The sequence below is a fragment of the Solibacillus sp. FSL R7-0668 genome (assembly GCF_038006205.1).
In the GTDB taxonomy this organism is placed as follows: domain Bacteria; phylum Bacillota; class Bacilli; order Bacillales_A; family Planococcaceae; genus Solibacillus.
In genome coordinates this window covers 63,137-83,165 of record NZ_JBBOUU010000002.1, presented here as the reverse complement: position 1 = coordinate 83,165, position 20,029 = coordinate 63,137, and the positions used below count along the sequence as shown (strand labels likewise).

Below are 20,029 nucleotides of genomic sequence, written 5' to 3'. Positions count from 1 at the left end.
TCTTTACCACAAAACTGATGTCAATAATCGTTAATTAAATAATTAATATATTAATCAATAAATATATTAATGAATTTACGCAGTAATTACTTAATAAACTAATGTATTTATATAGGGGATTTGTTATAATAAATATACTACTTCCATTTTGAGGAGCGTGAAACGAGTGGCAATCAAAATTACGTTAGGTAACAGTAAAGGAGGCGTTGGGAAAACAACGACAACCTGCTTACTGGCCATTTCACTAGCGAAGCATTTTAACCAGCGTGTCTTAGTCGTGGATTTCGATGCACAGGCAGATGCAACAGACTTTTTAATGCGTACATTTAAAAATAAGACAGACCTGAGTGATCACCCATCGATTTTCACAGCGATTAAAGACCCGAAGCTCTCAGCTGATACAGTCATCCAACTAGATCCAAACTTACATATCATGCCGAGTGGTCGTGAGCTTGCCGGGCTGGACCTTTTATTATTTGAAAAAGGAGCATTCGGGAAATTTGAAGCCGGTCTGTACCTTGACCTTGTCATTCAGCAGGTTGAAGCAAACTACGACTTTATTTTGTACGACGTTCCACCGACATCAAATATTCAAAACATCAATGCGATTGTGGCAAGTGACTACTATATCGGGGTTATGATGACGCAGGCAAAATCATACCGTCAAATGGCAGGCTTTTTAGAGGAATCTGCTAAAACAGCGACAAGTGCCAAAGCTTCTGGCTACGGCTACGAGGGCGCAAAACTACTTGGCATTTTAATGTATCTAGAAAATAAGAAGAGTAATATCGACTTTACCGTGATTTCAGCCGCATTAAAAACATACGGCGACAATATTCTTTATTCTCGCGTCTATGAGCGTGAGCGTGTCAAACGCTACGACCTGGTGCCACCAAACCCGAAAAAGTTTGACCACCATGACCGTAATATATTCTTTATGTATGATTCACTGGCACAGGAGATTTTAATTCGCACGGGCAAGCTACCAGAAGATACGACGAAATTACGCGTAGAGCAGCTGCTAGAGCTTGCGAAAGACGAATTGAATGGTAAAGACTATACTCGACTAGCAAATGCCTTTGACGAGGCTGTATTTTACCGTGACGAGGTATTAGAGGACCGTGGCTTTAATGCCGGACAACTTGCAGCAGCCTTACGTGATTTACTGAAGGACACGACACCACAAAAGCGTAAATCCCTTGTTTCAAAAATTGAGGCATGGATTCAAACAGACCAAGACCTAAAAACACTTGAAGCGGAACTGGTCAACTAGGAGGAAACAGTATGGCACGAAAAAATATTATTCAAACTGATGCACTAAATGAGCAAATCGGCTCAACAAACGAAAACCCACATCAAACAGCATTCGCTAGCCCGCAACCACGTGGACTTGCTGCAATGGGGCAAACAGAGACACCTGAAGTAGCAGCTCCTGTTAAAAAAGAAAAAGTAGAACGCCGTAACATTTTAGGTTCAGCAGATGCTCACTTCTACTTCAAAACAACGAGTGCTCAGCATGACGTAAAAATGCTTGAACTTGTAGACTTTGCTGTAGAGCAACTGCGTCAGATGGATCCAGAAGACCTTACTACAAAACTTAAAAGCTTCTTAAACAAGTAATATGTATGTGGCCACCTAAAACAATTAGGTGGCTCTTTTTCATTATCCGTATCATTTAAAACAACCCATGCTCCTTCAAACTATAAAATCCTGTATCATTCACAATTAAATGATCAATTAACTGTATCCCTAAAATCTCCCCTGCAGCTGCAAGTCGATGCGTCACATCAATATCTTCAGGTGACGGACTGAGCGACTGGCTGGGATGATTATGAAACACCAAAATCCCCGCACAGCTCATCTTTACAGCACGTGCGTACAACTCACGTGGATGTACGATACTCGCATTAAGTGAACCAATAAAAATCGTTTCAAAATGCTTCACTTGATTTTTCGTATCTAAAAACATTGCCACAAAGTGCTCCTGCTTCATACCTTGTAAATACTGAATCGCTACATTTGCTGCATCCTCAGGCGAACGAATTACCATATTCGGTATAAACGCTCCCTTTTGGAATTTACGCGTTAAACTAATCGCTCCCTTTAATTTATATGCCTGTGCTTTCGTTAATCCTAACGCTAACATTTCTTCAAAGGACAGCTCCATCAAATCCGTTGCTCCAAGCTGGGTTAACGCTTGTAACGCCTCTGCTTTCACAGATTGCCCTAATAATAAATAAAGCGTATCCTCTAATGATAGCTGCTCTGCTGATCCATAAAGCTCTGCTACTTCCTTTAATTTAATACGATTCATATTCCTTCCTCCTTTTAGGCATAATAAAAAAGCTACCAAATACCTTAGTAACTTTTACGCTACAGCTTACGAGACGTAAACCGCTTCACCGTTTTCACTTGTCCGTACTGACTAAGCTCCTGATCCTCCCAGCCAATCCGTTTTAAATCCTTCGCTGCAAAGGATAAAAAATCCCACGGGTTTACACCATCACTGGCTAACCGCTTCGCAATATCCTTTGTTGCCCCTTTATTAAATGACCAACTTTCTGCATGAATAAAATCCCAACGCTCATAGCTCGTTTCCACTGGCCCATTCTGCTCTACAAATTCCTTTAATAATCCCTTTGCTGCTTTCACTACTGCCTCCAAACGCTCAATCTCATTGGCAAGTACCACTGCTTCCTCATGCGTTGCTGGTACTGTACTTGATATCGTTTGCATACAGATTCCTCCTTTAACTTTTTATCCACCATTCTTCTTTAAAACACAAAAAAAAGCACAGAAAGACCCAATTGTCTTTTTGTGCTTTTAATAAATCTCACGAACGAGATCCCTCTTATGCTTTAAACTAACCAAAATATTTGACCGAATCTTTTCCTTAAGAAATATTCCGGCTATCCACTACTGTGGGAAGATTAATAGATGCCCCCTATTATACACTAGACAATTTAAATTATCAAAATATTAAAACTACTAATGTTAACTCAATTAACCAGTTAACCAATCTCTATTTGACATTCTATCTGCTTATATAACAATACATCCTCAAGCTCTTTTCCCCCAATATAACCAATAGCAATCGGATTAGGTGCACGAAAGGCCATATAATACAACACGTCCTCCCACTTCACCTCATAACGCGTAAGTAACTCTCTTAAAAGTTCATCCGTTATCTCAAATAAACAGTCCTCTGTTGACACATCTAATCCATACTTCCCCAGTACCTGCTTATAATGGCTTAAAAAATATGGATAAGCATACTGAGAATAATCCCTATTAAATAAAACTACCTGGTCTTCCCCATCATGCTGTAAATATACCTTCACCTAGATCCCCTCCAAGTAAAACCAAATACTATATAAAAACTAGATTATTAGTATATCTATGCCCAAAGGAGCACCCCCACCAAACGTAACTAGAAATATGTTAGGCAGAGTGGAGTATTAGTTTAACCAGAGCTATTTTGCTGTCTTTCGTGCGTCACCGATGGGGCTGTTCGTAAAAGCTTTACGAGTTTTGCTTGTAATTCACTAAAGCCCGCCACTGGCTCAAGCTCTGCTACTGTTTCCTCTACCATCGCTACTACTAAATGACGGTAACGTGCTTTTGCAGCTTGTAGCTCATGCATAACGTGTTGTAAGAAAAGTGTTACAGTCGTCCAGCCCGTTTTGGCTCCGCGACCTTTACCTGTTACTGTTTTAATCAGTTGTTTCGAGCGTTTTAATAGTTCATTTAACGAGCTTTGTGCAATGCCCACTGCTTCACACAGCTCTTTTTGTGTACGCCAAATAAACGGTCCTGAAATTTGTTTTTCAGCCGTGATGTATTCGATAATATCCTGTTCCCACTCGTCGTAGTGGCTGCGTGTACGGTCTTCACGCTCCTTTTTAAATTTGTACCAAGCCCGGTTGCCAAATGACACTGTAAACGAATCACCATTTTTCACATGATGTGCTAGTAAGCTTTCTACATATTCCTTACTTGGGCCCGAATACTTGCCTGAATACGCCGAGTTCAGTGTAGATTTTAAATCTGCTGCGTTCATTGGATAGTCCAAGCGACTATTGAACTCGTCTAAAAAGTTCTCTGTACGCTCCACTTCCCAGCCTTCTGCAAAGCCAATAAGAGCCAGTGTAAATAACGTATTGTTACGTCCAATGATGCCTGATTGCCCTTTTATGTTTGTTGTATGAATCAGTGCATCAAACCAGTCTGTACGCGTAAGATCCTGTACCTTTTGTGTTGGCACGACAAATAGAGGTCGCTCTCCGTCATCACGGCGCATCGACCACTGAATAAGCTCATGCATGGTATATGTATTTTGTAGCTCCATATATTTCACGTTCTCTATTGTTGGCATACGGAAAAAGCCAAAGTCGTTGCAGTAAATATCTGCATCCACGCACTTTAGACTACGTTTAATGTTGTCGCTAATACGCTTTGCGACCTTTAGTCCTTTGAAATTCTCTTTATTCGTAATAAACAGAGGCGTCTCAAGCACAAAATACAGCTGGTAGCCACGGTCACTTTCAATGATCCATGTTGGCAGACCAACCGATTCGTCTAAGCACGCCAGTAGTAAATCATTTACCGTATGACGCTTTGTGTCGATATCCACAACAAATGTGTTAATTTGCTGCAGGTTTTCCTCACTGAAGCCTTTAATAAACGAACGCTTTTCATCTGAGTACGTGCCGTAACGGTACACGTTTGGCGTAAAATGCGAAAGTGCACCAGCGTCCTCTAGTAAACTTTCTTTCGACGTTAAAATATAGCCCTTCACTTGGCCATTCGCAAAGTGTGCTTTTTCACGCACCGCAAATAGCACGCCCTGGCGATTTTGTTTATCCTTCTTCTCCGCCGCAACACGCTTTGGTAAACTAGCTTTAGAGCCAATCTTTTTATATGTTAAAAGTCCTTTTGGTAGTAATGTATCAAATACGTCGACTAGATTCATCTGGTGACACCTCCCCCGATTTTTTCATACCTACAGTATAAAAAATCGAAGGTGCCGCATATGCCGCTCTCTATAGAGAAAAATGCACCAAAATGCACCACCCTTGAGCCCAGTCGTAGCAAGGGTTTGACGAAATGTGTAAAAAAGTTTGCTATGGCGGGTTTGTCCGAAAAATTACAGGCACCCACACGTAAATGCACCACTCTCATGTCTCTCGTAAACTATGAAATCCCTTGCTATATCTAGCTTTCTCAAAGTTTCGGACTTTTCGTTACTACACGCCTTTGTCCCGCTAAAAAGTGTAGTGGTGCATTTTTTGTACACGCCTTCGGAAATGCACCACGAGAAAAATTGTTTAAAATGCACCATTTTCTAAAAAATACTGATTTATAGCGATTCCTTAGTACACACCTTTGTCTAGGTTGGTGCATAATCGTTTGAATACTACACGCCTTTGTCCCGTTTTTGTGCACACCTTTGTCCCAAATGACCGCTTTTCATGAAATGTAGTACTCATCTCTCAAAGTAGTACACTCTTTCTATACACTTTTGCACCAAATGAAGAAATAGAACACAATTTGCACCATCATAAGGCATAGATGTGGTGCAAAACATGAAAAGTAGGACAAGTGCGTGTAGTAATGTGTCAAAATGGTGCATTTTTTGGTGCACGTTTGAATAAAAAGTACATGGCTTTGCACCAAAAATCGTGTAGTGGTGCATTTTCTGTCCAATTTACTCGAATAAATGCATCACTTTATGGGCTACTAGACGAAGGTGTACACGATTGTTGGTGCGTTTTTATTAAAATGTACACGCGATTGTTCGACATTCCGTTATTTTTTGCACCAATCCACGAATACATGTGTACTTTTACCCGTGAAATGCACCAAGATATCAGAAGTGGTGCATTTCATCGGTATTTTCTTTATTCTGTGGTGCATTTTGCTATAATAAAAGGAACAAAACTCGTGGAATAGAGGTGGCCTATGGATTATCAAGCATTAAGTGACACAAAAATCTTAAACTATGAGCAGCGTAAAGTGGCTGTATTTGAGGAAGTGAAGGTGCTCTTTACAGAATTACCGTTTTTACTCGACTTATGGTACCAGGACGCCTACCTCACACAACCGACAGATAAAAACCAGCTCGCTCCGGGTGAAGAGGTTAGTGAAAGCTTTCGTTCCATCTATCATTTAATCATCGAAGAGCTGAGCGACTTTAAACGCTCAACAAAACGAATCATTCGTAACACCGTTGAAAACTTTGAAGATACGATCAAGGAGCACGTGAGTCCGTTTCTTGTAGAGCTCGTAGAACAAACAGCAGACATTCCACTTGCTGAGCGAGATTATATTTATGCCAACACCTCTACACCGTTTCATTTAATGCGAAATATCGTCACGAATAAAACGAACTTCTCAGAAAAGGAAACGGGCTTCATGGGTACAGAGCTTGTCGATAACCAAGGAACCTTGCACGGCTTTGCGGAGCTTCGACCTGCACCACTGTTTCAAACAGAAGCGGATCCTAGTCCAAATTACGGCATCGATTTACTTGAAACGACGCTTAGCTCACTCGACGAGCTAACAGCGGATATTTTTGACCTTGTGAGCTATCAGTGGATGACCGGCAAACGTGACACAGAGGGCTTTATTGAATTTCATAGCGATGACGCTTTACTCCTTCGTCACTACGAAAAAGGGGAAATTCCAGAGAAGGTAAAGTTTAAGGAACGCGACCGCTTCAACATCATGCGACGCGTGGCCGCCTTATCAAGTGTTTGGATTACCCTACATGACGGGCCAGAGCGTGTGAAGATTGTCAATGCGAGTGAGATTGATTCAAAGCTTTATAACTTCCAAGATTTTAAACGCATGTTTGATGTGGGCAGTGTACGGATTGCCTTTGATAAGAAGACAAATAAACCAAAAGGCATCTACGCACTTCAAATTAAACCGTCCACGCTCTTGCAGCCGTATTTAGATGGTACGAAGTCCTCTTTAGGCGTGCTTGATTTAAAGGTGTTTAAATACAGCTACGTGTCGCAGCGTGAGCATAAACGTTTAACACGCTATTTAAGTCGCCAATGGAAGATTCGCTCGATTAAGGGCACTGTGAACCAACCGTTTAAAATCGCAACTTTACTTAGTGAAATGAACTTCCCCGCTCGCCTAAACGGTGGACAGCTACGCGACCGCTTTGAAGAGGTGTTAGATGAATTGCAGCGTGATGAAGTCATTGCAGATTGGTCCTATACAGAGGAGATTGACGAAACGCGAGTGGGGAAACGTGGGTGGATACAAAATTATTGGAGCCAAATTAGTGTACAAATTACACCGCCATCCGTTGTCCTACTTGAAAATAAAAAGAAGATAAGTTTGCCAAATGCACCACTAGCTGAAAGTGCACCAGCCGAAACAAAGCCGTCTACAAACGAGCCGATTGAAGCTGAATATACAGAAGTCATTGTGGAAAAAACGGAGCAAACCGAATTTGTCTTTGAATCGCCAAAGAAAGTGCAGGAGCTAACACCTGAGATTATGCGTGCGAAGATTGATGAGCTCGGCTATTCGATTCGAAAGGCTGCTGAAGAGATTGGTATTAGCCATACAACGTTGTCTCGCTACATGGCGCGTAAAATTAAGCGTCAGAACCTAGATAACGATCAGAAGATGATTCATTGGTTGGAGATGAATTAAACTATCGATAAATAAACCAACTAACACTGATGGCTAGTTGGTTTATTTCATTTTACTATTATAATATAAGTAATTTTAATTCTTTTTCTTTAACAATTTTTCACCGTTGCTCATTTTCATTACAACATATTTAGAATAGAATGGCGGGAATTTTCCCTCTCCTGTTGTTAAAATGACCTGAAATGGTAAGGTGCTATTAATTGAAACTTCATAATTCCTTTCATGTTCTAAATACACTAAGTTTAATAAGCCTATCCCCTTATTTAATTTGTCATCATCAATTCCTAAATTCTCAGGTGTATCTATTAATAAAAATTTCGGAAACAATACATCCGAATCTTTAACTGAAATTAATAGTAATGAGATGTAAAATGCAATTTTTCTCAAAACTGCTAAACTGGCTTCTTTATAAGTACCATTATTAATAATCGGTAAATAATCATCATTTAAATCTACATGATTAATACTATCTTCAATCGCCAATAAGCTGTCCGAATAAATAGATTTAAATTTTTCAACTTGGGTACTAAAATCATTATTAACTTGGGATTCTAAAATAAATAACTCCTTTTGTTTTAATTTTGTTGCCTTATCTTTTCCATTAAACTCCTTGTTGATTTTTTCAAATTGACTATAAAATTCTAGTTTATTTTGGATTACTTCTATTGCTGACTTTATTTTAAACAAACTTTCATTCACACCAACTAAATCCGAATCAATAATTTTTGTCTCATCCGATTCTAATTTTTCAATTTCGGCGATTAAATCATTTACGCTTTTTTTTGAAAATACGAGTTTAGATTTCACATTTTCCAGTTCAACTTTACAACTTTCAATAGCATTATCAATTGTATTTATAGACTTCTTTTTTGATTTTAAAATAGTTAAGTATTCATCTGTAGTATAGAAGAATTTTTCATATTCTCCTTCTTCTAAATCATTACCACAAATACACTTATTTTCCTGCTTACTAATTTCTTTTAAACAGCACGGGCAAGTATTAATGGAAAAAAGCATTAATTTATCATGAGTTAATAAAATTTTTTCTATTTGATTAATTTCATCAATTAATGTGACCTTTAATCTCTGTAAATCGTTTAGTTCTCTTAATAAATTTTCATATTCTATTTCTAATGACATATTTGCTTTTTTTACTGAGTCGAACTGTGATTTTAATTCATCTAAATATTTATTTGTATTTTTAATGCTATCTGGTTTAGCAATAATACTTTGTTTGTATGCATTCAATCTTTTTTCTCTAATATTTAAATTTTGGAGTTGTTGAGTTTCATTGTTTTTATCAAATTTTTCAACATCAATCCCCATCTTCATATACGTTTCTTTAATATTTTTAAGAGCTAAGGCTAAACTTTCTTTTTCTTTTAAAAGTTTATTCAATTCTCCTATTACTTTATGATATTCAGCAAATCCTTTACCTAAAAGCACTTGAAAAATAGTTTGTCTAACTAATGCAGAATCAGAAACAAAATTATTTGAATTTCTATGCTCTTTAAAAATTTTATGTACTAATGAAGATTGATCATAATATATCAACCTTGATAAATCCCAAAAGTTAATCTTGAAATTTTTACTACCTTGATATATATCAAAAATGGGTATTCCTAGTTTATTTAATAACCAATCAGAGAAAATTATGTTACCGTCATTTCTATAAACATCAAAACTTTTAGTTGCACCATTTTCTTCTACTAAAATAATATTTGAGGTATTTCCAAAAAACCTTTTAATAATATATTCTCGATTGTTAATGTCAATTAATAACTGTACGTAATTATTTTGATCCTGTTTTATCTCACTATGGTGTTCTTCCTTATCACTATTGAAGTTGAACTTTGGAACATAAATACCCAAGCCAAAACTAATCAACGAGCTAAATGTTGTCTTACCCGAACCATTTTCAGCCTCAATTATTTGTAGGCCATCAGAAAAACGTGGAGATTCAAAAGAATAGTTATCCCCTTCATATATTACTTTCCTAATTTTTATACTTCCCATATAATCACCCCATTCTTTTTAAATATTGCTTCAATAATTGAATCTGTTTTCATTGTTCGAACTCTCGGTATTAGTCTTTTAATTTCCTGATAATGGTTCCTTTCTGTTAAAAAACTATCCATATTCAGAAATTCAATAGTGTCCTCACTTTCTAACCAAATGTCCAATGAGTGTCTTACTTCATTCTTTTTAATTCCAACAATGCCTTTATTCTTCAAAACCAATAATAAATTTATAACGACGTGCATTTTGGTTATGGCATTATAAGAATGTAAGTTATGGCGGTTAATTTATGTATGAAAAAACCACTTGCCAACAATCCCCAATAAAAGTAAACTCCTCGTTGGACCAACAACGTTTAACAGGAGGGATTGGAGATGTTAGAAGTGGTAGAAATCCATTATATCAGACATGAAGTAAACCAAAAAGGCAAAACTTATGCGGAAGTGGCACGACAGGTGCAGCACGATCCACGTACGGTAAAGAAATATGCCAACCAAGAGGAATTTCCTCAAAAACAGAAGCAAACGAGAAAAGCACCGGTTATGGATCGAGTGAAGCCAATCTTAGATGAATGGATTCGCGAAGATTTAAAAATGAAAAAGAAGTATCAACGAACAGCGCAGCGTATGTTTAATCAGCTAGTACAGGAGCATAACTTTGAAGGAAAGGCGCGTACCGTTCGCGAATATGTTTCAAAAAGGAAAAGAGAGCTTACAGCAGAAGCTGAAGGCGCAACATTACCTTTGGAAACGATACCTGGAACAGCACAAGTTGATTTTGGGAAGGCACCATTCAAATACTTAAATGAAATCATTGAATTACCCTTCTTGGTGATGTCATTTCCACACGCAAATACCTTTTATTTTCAAGTATTTCCTTCGGAAAATACTGAGTGCTTACTAGAAGGCTTACAACGTATATTTCAGCATATGGGTAGCGTACCGAAAACGATTCGCTTTGATAATTTGAAGCCCGCTGTGAAAAAGGTTTTCGCAAAAGGTGAACGCGAATTAACGGATATGTTTGAACGGTTTGTGTTGCACTATGGCTTTGAATATGAATTCTGTAATCCAGCCCAAGGAAACGAAAAGGGTCACGTTGAGAATATGGTAAAATATGTGAGGAATAACTTTTTATTGCCGGCACAGACGATTGTAGATTTAGAGGATTTTAATGAAACCTTATGGGCATTAGCCGAAGACAATCGTAATCGACTTCACTATGAAAAGGAAATTGCCTTAAACACTTTACATAAAGAAACATGTACGGCCCATCTTGTGTTACCCGAGAAATCATTCCTTTGCGCTCGATTGATGGAAGCGAAAGCAGATAAAAGTGGATTAATCCACTTAGAGACAAAGGTATACTCTACCTCGCCACGTTTCGCCCAAAAGAAGGTAATGGTACAAATCACTTATAATGAGGTGCAAATTTTAGATGAACACCAGCAGGTGATTGTTACACACCCTCGCTTATATGGCAGTAATGCCAAATCTATGGTTTGGCAGCCTTATTTGAAGCTTTTATCACAACGGCCCCGTGCCATTAAATATTCAGGTGTATACGATCATCTACCCGTAGATTGGCAAGTCTATTTAAAGGCTTGTACGGAGGAAGAACAAAAAGAAGGCTTCGCCCTTTTAGCAGATTTAATGAAATCAGCGACGTTTGAACAGCTGACGCAGGCATTAAAGATTGCCAGTAAAACCGGACATCCAAAAGCGGAGCACATTCATCAAGCTTTTAATTCGCTTATCTTCGATGGCGCAATGCATCAGCCGATTACACCAGCAGCAGAGTTACCAGCACTTCCGAATATTGAGCGTAGTATTTCCCGGTATGACACGCTTTTTGAGGAGGTGAGTTCCTCATGAGTGAACGATTACAGGAATACGCCAAACGACTAAAATTAAGTCATTTACGTGCGAATCACATGAATTTCACCCCTGAACAGGTGACGTTTTTAGAACATATTTTTGAAGAGGAAATCGAGCAACGTGAAACATCAAGAATTAACCTCTTATTAAAACAGGCGAATCTACCGAAGTGTGGCAATGAGCCTTACGTTTGGCAGCATGTGCAATTGCCAAAGACAATTACATCAGAAGAAATACTAAGCGGTCAGTTCATTGCCGAAAGGGAGAATCTGATTTTATATGGTGGGGTCGGAGTAGGAAAAACCTATTTGAGCCGTTTGATTGCCTTAAATGCCATAACTAGTTTTGGCTATAAAGTACGCTTTTATACGGTAGCTGGCTTAGTCAATCAATTGATTGATGCCAATCAGAAGGGACAATTGACGAAGCTGATGAATCAGATTGAGAAGTTAGATTTACTAATTTTAGATGAGATGGGCTATCTCCCACTCGGTAAAGAAGGAGCAGAGCTTCTTTTTCAAGTAATTTCCATGTGTTACGAGCAAAAGAGTATTATCATCACGACCAATTTACAGTTTGGCCAGTGGAATCATGTATTTGGCAATCAGATTTTGACAGAGGCAGTAATTGATCGACTTATTCATCATTCACATCTCGTGATTTTTACAGGTGAAAGTCATCGTTACCGTGCATCGACAGTAAGAAATTAACGAAAAACGGGGCTGTTGGCAATACATACAAAATTAAATACCAAAAACGTCATTTTTTGATTGCCAAATCCATGCATTTTTAATCTACTCTCATAAAATGTTCTAGAAAGTAGTTCCAGCTCTTCAGTTTCTAAATAAGTATTGTCGAAATCATTTATTTTTTTTAATATTTTTGCCAGATTTTTATTTGCAACAAATGGGTACAAATATGCTAACTTAGTAAAATCGATACATTTAGACGAACTATTATTGCATTTCATTTCTTGCATTAAAATCAGAATATTATATAAAATATAATAAAAATCTTCCTGTTTTTCGTACATTATTCTTCTTTTTATTAAAAAGGGGTCTTCGGAATATATAGTGGAATTACTTTCTTAATAGTTTAAAAACAACTGGTGTTTAAATCGGATTTTCTGGTGGGATGTTAGGATAATCAATAGTATTATATAAAAGTATCAATCACATACGAGTGATACTTTGGGAAAAAAATAAAATAGTCCAATTTACTTGACCGTGTACTATGGTACACGGTTTATAATATTCATGGGGTGAAATAAGATGATTTATCGCATTAGTGAGTTTGCAGATAAATGTGGAGTTAATAAAGAAACGATCAGATATTACGAGCGAAAAAATTTATTACAAGAACCTCACCGAACGGAAGCTGGTTATCGGATATATTCATATGATGACGTTAAGCGTGTTGGGTTTATTAAACGAATACAGGAACTTGGTTTTTCTTTAAGCGAGATTTATAAATTACTTGGTGTTGTAGATAAAGATGAAGTTCGTTGTCAAGATATGTTCGAATTTGTTTCTAAAAAACAAAAGGAAGTGCAAAAACAAATAGAGGATTTAAAACGAATTGAAACTATGTTAGACGACTTAAAACAACGATGTCCAGATGAAAAGCAATTACATTCGTGTCCAATAATAGAAACATTAACATGAGAGATTAATTAACGAAAGGAGCTTTTTTATGAATAAATTTAAGGTAAACATTTCAGGAATGACTTGTACGGGTTGTGAAAAACACGTAGAATCAGCACTTGAAAAGATAGGTGCTAAAAATATTGAGTCTAGTTATCGTCGTGGTGAAGCAGTATTTGAACTGCCCGATGATATTGAGGTTGAAAGTGCAATAAAGGCGATTGATGAAGCAAATTACCAAGCCGGAGAAATTGAAGAAGTATCATCACTAGAAAACGTGGCGTTAATTAATGAAGACAATTATGACCTTCTTATTATTGGTTCTGGTGCTGCTGCCTTTTCTTCGGCAATTAAAGCTATAGAATACGGTGCAAAAGTTGGAATGATTGAGCGTGGAACGGTTGGGGGAACCTGTGTGAATATTGGCTGTGTTCCGTCAAAAACTCTTCTTAGGGCAGGGGAAATCAATCATTTATCAAAAGACAATCCGTTTATAGGTTTACAAACATCCGCTGGAGAAGTGGATTTAGCTAGTTTAATCACGCAAAAGGATAAATTGGTGAGCGAACTTCGGAATCAAAAATATATGGATTTAATTGATGAATATAATTTTGATTTAATTAAAGGTGAAGCAAAATTCGTTGATGCTAGTACGGTTGAGGTCAATGGGGCAAAGTTATCTGCAAAACGCTTTTTAATTGCAACAGGTGCATCGCCTTCGTTGCCCCAAATTTCAGGACTTGAAAAAATGGACTATTTAACTAGTACAACACTTCTTGAGTTAAAGAAAATACCAAAACGATTAACTGTAATTGGTTCAGGATACATTGGAATGGAGCTTGGACAACTATTTCATCATTTAGGTTCAGAAATAACGCTTATGCAAAGAAGTGAGCGACTTTTAAAGGAGTATGATCCTGAGATTTCAGAGTCAGTTGAAAAAGCGTTAATTGAACAGGGTATAAACCTTGTCAAAGGGGCAACTTTTGAGCGTGTTGAACAAAGTGGAGAGATAAAAAGGGTTTACGTAACAGTAAATGGCAGTAGAGAAGTCATTGAATCAGATCAGTTACTTGTTGCCACTGGAAGAAAACCAAATACGGATTCTTTAAATTTAAGTGCAGCAGGTGTTGAAACTGGAAAAAATAATGAAATCCTGATCAATGATTTTGGTCAAACAAGTAATGAAAAGATTTATGCAGCAGGAGATGTGACTTTAGGACCACAATTTGTATATGTAGTAGCCTATGAAGGTGGAATTATTACTGATAATGCTATTGGTGGATTAAACAAAAAAATAGATTTATCGGTAGTTCCTGCTGTTACGTTTACGAATCCGACGGTTGCAACGGTTGGTTTAACAGAAGAACAAGCAAAAGAGAAAGGGTATGATGTGAAGACATCTGTATTACCTTTAGATGCTGTTCCAAGAGCAATTGTAAACCGTGAAACAACCGGTGTATTTAAACTAGTAGCAGATGCAGAAACACTAAAAGTATTAGGGGTTCATATTGTATCTGAGAATGCAGGAGATGTCATCTATGCAGCATCATTAGCTGTTAAATTTGGCTTAACGATAGAAGATTTAACAGAAACCCTAGCACCATATTTAACAATGGCTGAAGGGCTAAAATTAGCTGCACTTACGTTCGATAAAGATATTTCGAAATTATCTTGTTGTGCAGGCTAAGGGAACTTTTTTACAACTCCCTATTCAAGTGAACCAGCTAATGCTTTAAGGGATTTTCTAAGTGCATTTGTGGTCACAAAAATAATTTAACACTGATGATTTCGACATCAAATCTATAATTGATACCTTAACACCGCAGAGTAATAAAGGATGAATAATATGTCAGACTTATTATCCCTACCAGACATTAAAACAATAGAACCGCCACAAGAAAATGAAACCGATATGATGTTTAAAGTTGAAGCAGTCGGACCACCTGAACGTTGTCCTGAATGTGGTTTTGACAAGTTGTACAAACACAGTTCAAGAAATCAACTAATTATGGATTTGCCCATTCGTTTAAAGCGAGTGGGCTTACAATTGAACCGTAGACGATACAAGTGTCGTGAATGCGGATCTACCTTCTGGGAACGCCTAATATCTGTAGATGAAAAGCGTAGTATGACCAAAAGGCTTTTAAAGTCCATTCAAGAGCAATCCATGTCTAAGACCTTTGTAGAAGTCGCAGAAAGCGTTGGTGTTGACGAGAAAACCATTAGGAACGTTTTTAAGGACTATGTGGCACTCAAAGAACGTGAATACCAGTTTGAAACTCCTAAGTGGCTTGGGATAGACGAGATACATATTATCCGTAGACCTCGGCTTGTATTGACTAATATTGAACGCAGGACTATTTATGACATCAAGCCTAACCGTAACAAGGAAACAGTCATCCAACGTCTTTCAGAAATCAGTGACAGGACTTACATTGAGTACGTCACAATGGATATGTGGAAGCCCTACAAAGACGCAGTGAACACTATCCTTCCACACGCTAAAGTTGTCGTAGATAAGTTTCATGTAGTTAGAATGGCTAATCAAGCCTTAGATAACGTCAGAAAGTCTTTGAAAGCCCATATGAGCCAAAAAGAAAGACGTACCCTTATGCGTGAAAGGTTTATCCTTCTAAAGCGTAAACACGATCTAAATGAACGTGAATCATTCCTCTTAGATACTTGGTTAGGTAATCTTCCTGCTTTAAAAGAAGCCTATGAACTCAAAGAAGAGTTTTACTGGATATGGGATACTCCTGATCCAGATGAAGGTCATCTTCGTTATAGTCAATGGAGACACCGTTGTATGTCCAGCAACTCTAAAGACGCATATAAAGACCTCGTGAGAGCCGTAGACAACTGGCATGTCGAAATATTCAACTACTTTGATAAAAGGCTCACTAATGCTTATACGGAGTCAATTAACAGCATTATTAGGCAGGTAGAGCGAATGGGTAGAGGTTACTCGTTTGATGCCTTACGAGCCAAAATCCTTTTCAATGAGAAGCTCCATAAAAAGCGTAAGCCACGATTTAATTCAAGTGCTTTCAATAAAGCTATGTTATACGATACTTTCAATTGGTATGAAGTGAATGATCACGACATTACAGACAACTTTGGTGTCGATTTTTCCACACTTATTAAGAATTTGGAGAAGGGTGATTTATAAGCCCTTTTCCACCATAAAATCCGAATACCCTTAAAAAGTTCTTATGTTTATCGTTCTCCATAAAAAGTCTATACCTCCTCAAATTGCAAGTAACAGCTATCAAAAAGTTCTAATATAGTATTTTGCAAAGAATCTCTATTTTTCAAGGGAATTGTATAGTCTTTGGACTTATCATCGAGTACGTCCTGTACATGGGTGAACAAACTAGATATCCATGCTTTAATCATATCTTCATTAAATTCTTCTATTCTGTTATCCTTCAGTTCGAATAACATATCATCACTAGCTGAAAAAACTCTAAACATGTATGCTTTATAACCAATCCGATCTTTAAGATTTAAATCACTTAGCTCTAATTTTACAGTAGCAACCTTTCTTTCATACCTAGCTATACGCTGCAGACTAAAATCTGGACAGACATCTAAAATCTTTTCTTTAATTATTCTTGTATCATTAGGCTTATCGATTTGATCCCATAGTTCCCCTATCGGATCGGAATGTTTGTAATTATTTGTCGCTACTTCTAAAAGAATTCTACGAAAAATGTCATTCGTAACAAACCTAGTATATAAATCTGGAAGTGTTTGTTTTTTTTCAAATTCGTCTAGTAGAGCAGAAACAACCAAATGTTCCTTTCCTTCAATATTTAAAATTGGAGAGTTAAAAGTTTTAATTTTTTCAATTAAAGTCACTAGCGTCGCATTAAAATAATCCAACACGCTAGATTAAACTGAATTTTCTGTAATGTAATCCAAACACAAAAAAATCCTTTATAATGGTTGGGCGGTAGGTAACCATCCAAATCCAATACAAAGGACCATAAACATGGATAAGTTTACACGAAAAACATCATTTGAACAATGGTTTTCACCGATTTCCTCAAGAAAACTTGAGGAATTGGTGGAAGCCTATCAATTAAATACCTATACAAAGAAGCTACACATCGCTTCATTCTTGAAATTATTCGTATTCGCGCAGCTCAACGAAACCGAAAGTCTGCGTGCGGTTAGTGAGACCTTGTTTTCTGAGGATCTTCAAAAAGCAACGGATTTAGAATCGATTAGCTTTTCTCAACTAGGACGCCGATTGAATCAAGTTCCAACTGACGTATTTCAAGTGCTCTTTCTCGATTTGGTTGCACAAATTCATCACAAAACGCATTATGCACAGCGCCGAAAAACGACAACACCACTGAACATTATTGATTCGAGTACGTTGCCACTCAACTTAAACAATCACAAGTGGGCGGAGTTCCGTAAAACAAAATCCGGTATCAAGCTTCATTTGCGCCTTGTTTACGTTGAAAAAGGCTGTTCGTATCCAGATAAAGCCGTGCTGACGAACGCGAAAGAACATGATCGTGGCCAACTGGAAGTACTCGTTGATGACAAGGAATGCATGTACGTGTTTGACCGTGGTTACTTGGATTACGAGCGATTTGACCGCATGACGGATGATGGCTATTTCTTCGTCTCACGCTTGCGAAAAAACGCTGTCACGCATTCCATCGAAACATTCCATCTCCCAAAAGAATCCTCCGTTTTATCGGATGAAATGATTTCTTTAGGCACGGCACAAAGTCTGGCTGGCAATGAGTTTCGTTTACTAAAAGTGATGGATTCAAAAGGAAATGAACTGCATCTGATTACGAATCGCTTCGACTTGAGTGCTGATGAAATCGCCGAACTGTACAAATCACGCTGGGCAATTGAGTTGTTTTTCAAATGGCTGAAGCAGCACTTGAATATCAAAAAATTCTACGCACAGAGCGAACAAGGCGTACATAATCAAGTGTACATTGCGATGATTGTCTATTGCCTGCATGTGCTAGCGCAGTTAAACACGAATAGTTCAAGAACGTACTTACAAATCAGCCGCTTATTGAAAGCAGCACCTTGGAAATCCGCTCATTTATGGCAACGAAAAATCGCTGGAAAAGCGGTCCCATAAAGGGTTTCTTGTTTCTGTCGCACTCGTCAAAGGTTATAGTAAAAAAATGGATGTTCACTACCTCTGTTCCAGTGTCTTCGTTTTTCTTCTCAAACGGAAAAATAAGAAAACAGAAAATTCAGTTAAAATTTATGCGACGCTAGTGAATTAAAGTATCTTCTAATTCTTTTTCATCTTCTTGCCCAAATTGCCAGTCAATTGATTCTAAAAAGTTTAGATATAAATCCTCATCAAGTGTCTCTAGTATTTTTAAATTTCCCTTGCTCTCTTTTCCTTCATATTGACTAGTGTACTCTTTAACCAAAATAGCCTTTGTAATTTCCAATACATTTATATTTACTTCCTCATTGTTAATTTGTTCTTTAAATTTATACTCTTTATTAATCAAACATCTAATTAATGATTTACTTGGCAACTTTAACCCTAACTCTTTTACTATGCCTACATTTCGTTCTTCACCAATACCTATATTAGTATAAAAGCAAAAATACAAAGATTCTTTTCTCTTGCCACATTCGACCCATGTATCAAAAAAGCTTACGATACTATTTCTAACTTCTTTAGTAGCAAAAGTAAATGTATCACGAGAAGAATAGTTTTTATCGCTTTCAGCAACCTCTTCTACTTCATGCATTGTCACAGATTTTATATACACGTCATCTAGGTGTTCCGTTGCAACATAGACTTCTCTCCCTTCTAAAATTTTATCAATTAACAACTTTATAGCCCTCAATCTTTGCAATCGAAATCCTTTACCTTGAGCACCAACCTCACGATTTATTATCATTAAGACACCTCCAAATGAACCACAAAAACCCTTTTATATAATTATTATACATTTTTTTGCTTTGTATTTTGTTAGTTAAATATTTAAAAAATCTAGAAATTCGCTATTGCATTTATATGTTTTCAAATTTTTCTATTCTCTCTGAAAACAATTAAAAAGCTACCAGTAATTATGGTAGCTTTTCATATCTCATATCTTATTTAAATAACATTCAATCGAAAACGGACACGTCTTACACCGTGATGACGGCCGAGCTGGGAACAATACTTGCTCTAAGTTCGGCTGCTTTTTTAGCTGATCCAGTGCCCAGTTGATTTCACTGGCTAAGCCAATCGCCCACATGCGTGCTGCTTGTAGGTCACTATCGGTAAAAATGGTCGTTCGCTCCTCGTTAAAGCGAAGAAATGAAAGTGTACCACGCACTTTTTCAAATGCATAATACTCATTCACCGCCCATGCATACAAGGCGAGCTGCTTTGTATCACGGATGTCATACATCTTGCGATTTGTCTTCCAGTCCACAATCTCCCCGTCTATGGTAATGAGATCTATCACTCCGCGAAACGTCAGAACGTTTGTTAAAGGCAGCTGAAACGAAAATTCCACTGCCTCTAGTTTGCCGAGGTACCGGTCTAGCTTCACACGACGAGTTAACTTCTCAACTTCAGAAAAGCTCAGTTCCTTGTGAAAGTTCGCCTCCTGAAAGCCACGTGCGATACTAGCGCCCTCTGGAAAGCCCTTTAACCGCAGTTCAATCGCTTTATGCACTGCTTTTCCAAGAGCGAGTGGCAAGGTAACATTTTCTTTCTCCTCGTCCACATGTACCTTTTTAAAGCGGTACGGGCACTGCTCGTAGAGACTTAATCTTGAATATGAAAAAATCATCCATCTCACATCCTTAAAAAAG

At 37.6% G+C, this 20,029-nt stretch carries 18 protein-coding genes; 9 read left to right on the top strand and 9 right to left on the bottom strand.

The window, feature by feature from the left end; all coding sequences use genetic code 11:
• Window positions 1-166 precede the first annotated feature (166 nt).
• Both MKX47_RS20495 and MKX47_RS20490 read left to right on the top strand, forming a co-directional pair.
• The gene (locus MKX47_RS20495) at window positions 167-1,273 is read left to right on the top strand and encodes a ParA family protein (RefSeq protein WP_340778157.1); all 1,107 of its coding nucleotides are present in this window, start codon (window positions 167-169) and stop codon (window positions 1,271-1,273) included.
• Window positions 1,274-1,284: 11 nt separating this feature from the next.
• The gene (locus MKX47_RS20490; RefSeq protein WP_340778155.1) at window positions 1,285-1,620 is read left to right on the top strand and encodes a hypothetical protein; all 336 of its coding nucleotides are present in this window, start codon (window positions 1,285-1,287) and stop codon (window positions 1,618-1,620) included.
• Window positions 1,621-1,675: 55 nt separating this feature from the next.
• Here MKX47_RS20490 and MKX47_RS20485 read toward each other — a convergent pair whose 3' ends face one another.
• The 4 genes from MKX47_RS20485 to MKX47_RS20470 all read right to left on the bottom strand — a co-directional run bounded on the left by MKX47_RS20485 (window position 1,676) and on the right by MKX47_RS20470 (window position 4,972).
• Window positions 1,676-2,314 carry a JAB domain-containing protein gene (locus MKX47_RS20485; RefSeq protein WP_340778153.1) on the bottom strand — a complete coding sequence of 213 codons (639 nt, stop codon included), beginning with the start codon at window positions 2,312-2,314 and terminating at the stop codon, window positions 1,676-1,678.
• 59 nt (window positions 2,315-2,373) lie between these two features.
• On the bottom strand, window positions 2,374-2,736 hold the full coding sequence (locus MKX47_RS20480; RefSeq protein WP_340778151.1) for a hypothetical protein: 363 nt from the start codon (window positions 2,734-2,736) through the stop codon (window positions 2,374-2,376).
• Between the two features lie 275 nt (window positions 2,737-3,011).
• The gene (locus MKX47_RS20475; protein WP_340778149.1) at window positions 3,012-3,341 is read right to left on the bottom strand and encodes a hypothetical protein; all 330 of its coding nucleotides are present in this window, start codon (window positions 3,339-3,341) and stop codon (window positions 3,012-3,014) included.
• 122 nt (window positions 3,342-3,463) lie between these two features.
• Window positions 3,464-4,972, bottom strand: coding sequence for a primase C-terminal domain-containing protein (locus MKX47_RS20470; RefSeq protein ID WP_340778147.1), 1,509 nt, complete (start codon window positions 4,970-4,972; stop codon window positions 3,464-3,466).
• Window positions 4,973-5,961: 989 nt separating this feature from the next.
• On the opposite strand from MKX47_RS20470, the gene MKX47_RS20465 reads away from it, so the two are divergent.
• A complete protein-coding gene (locus MKX47_RS20465) occupies window positions 5,962-7,674 on the top strand; it encodes a hypothetical protein (RefSeq protein WP_340778144.1) in 1,713 nt (570 codons plus the stop codon).
• Between the two features lie 75 nt (window positions 7,675-7,749).
• On the opposite strand, the gene MKX47_RS20460 is transcribed toward MKX47_RS20465, so the two are convergent.
• Window positions 7,750-9,690 (bottom strand): AAA family ATPase, encoded by a 1,941-nt coding sequence (locus MKX47_RS20460; RefSeq protein ID WP_340778142.1) that lies wholly within the window; start codon window positions 9,688-9,690, stop codon window positions 7,750-7,752.
• 377 nt (window positions 9,691-10,067) lie between these two features.
• Between MKX47_RS20460 and istA the strand changes: the two genes are divergently transcribed.
• Window positions 10,068-11,567: an IS21 family transposase gene (istA, locus tag MKX47_RS20455; protein WP_340776037.1), complete on the top strand. Its 1,500-nt coding sequence runs from the start codon at window positions 10,068-10,070 to the stop codon at window positions 11,565-11,567.
• A complete protein-coding gene (istB, locus tag MKX47_RS20450) occupies window positions 11,564-12,280 on the top strand; it encodes an IS21-like element helper ATPase IstB (protein WP_340776034.1) in 717 nt (238 codons plus the stop codon). The genes istA and istB overlap by 4 nt, the downstream gene beginning before the upstream one ends.
• Here the strand turns inward: istB and MKX47_RS20445 are convergent.
• Window positions 12,277-12,603, bottom strand: coding sequence for a hypothetical protein (locus MKX47_RS20445; protein WP_340778140.1), 327 nt, complete (start codon window positions 12,601-12,603; stop codon window positions 12,277-12,279). The genes istB and MKX47_RS20445 overlap by 4 nt on opposite strands.
• 238 nt (window positions 12,604-12,841) lie before the next feature.
• On the opposite strand from MKX47_RS20445, the gene merR reads away from it, so the two are divergent.
• The 3 genes from merR (at window position 12,842) to MKX47_RS20430 (ending at window position 16,385) form a co-directional block, all read left to right on the top strand.
• On the top strand, window positions 12,842-13,234 hold the full coding sequence (gene merR, locus MKX47_RS20440) for an Hg(II)-responsive transcriptional regulator (RefSeq protein WP_001863748.1): 393 nt from the start codon (window positions 12,842-12,844) through the stop codon (window positions 13,232-13,234).
• 28 nt (window positions 13,235-13,262) lie between these two features.
• Window positions 13,263-14,903 (top strand): mercury(II) reductase, encoded by a 1,641-nt coding sequence (gene merA / locus MKX47_RS20435; protein WP_340778138.1) that lies wholly within the window; start codon window positions 13,263-13,265, stop codon window positions 14,901-14,903.
• A 159-nt stretch (window positions 14,904-15,062) separates the two neighbouring features.
• A complete protein-coding gene (locus MKX47_RS20430) occupies window positions 15,063-16,385 on the top strand; it encodes an ISL3 family transposase (RefSeq protein ID WP_009374086.1) in 1,323 nt (440 codons plus the stop codon).
• Between the two features lie 68 nt (window positions 16,386-16,453).
• Here MKX47_RS20430 and MKX47_RS20425 read toward each other — a convergent pair whose 3' ends face one another.
• Entirely contained in the window at window positions 16,454-17,077 is a 624-nt protein-coding gene (locus tag MKX47_RS20425; RefSeq protein WP_340778132.1) for a hypothetical protein, read from the bottom strand.
• Between the two features lie 133 nt (window positions 17,078-17,210).
• Between MKX47_RS20425 and MKX47_RS20420 the strand changes: the two genes are divergently transcribed.
• Complete coding sequence (locus tag MKX47_RS20420; RefSeq protein ID WP_340778130.1) at window positions 17,211-18,335, top strand: IS4 family transposase; 1,125 nt, start codon at window positions 17,211-17,213, stop codon at window positions 18,333-18,335.
• A gap of 139 nt (window positions 18,336-18,474) precedes the next feature.
• On the opposite strand, the gene MKX47_RS20415 is transcribed toward MKX47_RS20420, so the two are convergent.
• Together MKX47_RS20415 and MKX47_RS20410 are read right to left on the bottom strand one after the other, a co-directional pair.
• Window positions 18,475-19,122, bottom strand: a complete 648-nt coding sequence (locus MKX47_RS20415) for a hypothetical protein (protein WP_340778127.1) — start codon at window positions 19,120-19,122, stop codon at window positions 18,475-18,477.
• Between the two features lie 189 nt (window positions 19,123-19,311).
• Window positions 19,312-20,007: a RecB family exonuclease gene (locus tag MKX47_RS20410; RefSeq protein ID WP_340778124.1), complete on the bottom strand. Its 696-nt coding sequence runs from the start codon at window positions 20,005-20,007 to the stop codon at window positions 19,312-19,314.
• Between the last annotated feature and the right edge of the window lie 22 nt (window positions 20,008-20,029).